The 1,195-nt window shown below is 45.4% G+C and carries 1 protein-coding gene; it reads right to left on the bottom strand.

The window, feature by feature from the left end; all coding sequences use genetic code 11:
• Nucleotides 1–172: 172 nt before the first annotated feature.
• Nucleotides 173–943, bottom strand: coding sequence for an SDR family NAD(P)-dependent oxidoreductase (locus tag A3842_RS10185; RefSeq protein ID WP_074101295.1), 771 nt, complete (start codon nucleotides 941–943; stop codon nucleotides 173–175).
• Nucleotides 944–1,195 lie beyond the last annotated feature (252 nt).

The following is a 1,195-nucleotide window of genomic DNA, read 5'->3' as shown; positions in this document are numbered from 1 at the left end:
TTCCTGGACTAATGTAAGCCCTATATCCATAATTTTTTGTAATGTATTTTTATTTGTATTCATAAAAGAAATCTACCATTCGGTAAATATACTGTCAAGACGGTTTCCTCCTTTTTCAGTTTAATAAAAAGCCAACCACATGATGTGATTGACTCATAAGAAACAGAATTACTTATCTAAGGCGGGCTGTAACTCCGCCATCAAGAGGAAGGACGACGCCTGTAATCCATGAAGCCGAATCACTGGCAAGGAACAGAATCGCTTCAGCAACGTCTGCAGGAGTTCCGTTACGTCCAAGAGGATGGAACGCATTAAAGGTTGGCAGTACTTCAGCAACTTCTTTCTCGGTCATAAAGCTGTTGTAGATTGGAGTTTCGACTACAGCAGGTGCTACAGCATTCACCCGAATCTGATCACCGGCAAGTTCAACAGCCAAGTTGCGAGTTAATGCGTGACGGCCTGCCATCGCCGCGGAATAAGCAGCAGATGGAGTGGATTCAACGGCTTGGAGTGCCCACATCGAACCCGTGTTTACGATGGCTCCTCCTCCTCTTTTCTTCATTTCCGGGATCACGGCTTGTGAAGGAAAGAATGTTCCCTTCACGATCGTATCCAGATACGATTGCAAATCCTCGGGTGTGTGCTCAAGCACAGGCGTTGGAACAAATTTACCAGTATTATTCACCAGAATATCAATTCCTCCAAAGGCATCAACAGCGGCTTGAACCAGTTTCTTAGAGGTTTCGGGCAGACTGATATCGCCGGTTACAGCCAGTACCCGCTTACCTGAAGGGTCAATTTCCAAGGCTGTCTGTGATAATACATCTTGCCGGCGGCCGTTAATAATTACGTTTGCACCTTCTTCAAAAAAACGTTGTGCTGTTTTCTTGCCAATACCGGTTCCGCCGCCTGTGACGATGACTGTTTTATTTTCGAATTTCATTTATTACATCTCCTCCCACTATAAATTAATAAATACTCTTGTTTACTCACTCGTTCTAAGATTTTCAGCCATAGACAGATTGAGAGCTGGAGAAGTCATGTAAGGATGACATTATTTTCTGGTGAAGCCGGTGGCGGGAATAGAGAGCGGGGGATTCATCCCCAACCCAAGGATACGTTCTGTGATCGCACTTTGGATATCCACACCTGTCTCCTGACGGCTTACCCTCCCATGTCACGCGGGGTCTTTGCC

It is taken from the genome of Paenibacillus sp. P3E (assembly GCF_001909045.1).
In the GTDB taxonomy this organism is placed as follows: Bacteria; Bacillota; Bacilli; order Paenibacillales; family Paenibacillaceae; genus Paenibacillus_AQ; species Paenibacillus_AQ helianthi.
The sequence above is the reverse complement of the archived record's forward strand: the minus strand, read 5'-3'. Positions and strand labels throughout refer to the sequence as shown.

What these genes read in the sequence shown, in the direction of transcription:
- A3842_RS10185 (WP_074101295.1), bottom strand. Translation starts at nt 943, where the DNA reads ATGAAATTCGAAAATAAAACAGTCATCGTCACAGGCGGCGGAACCGGT.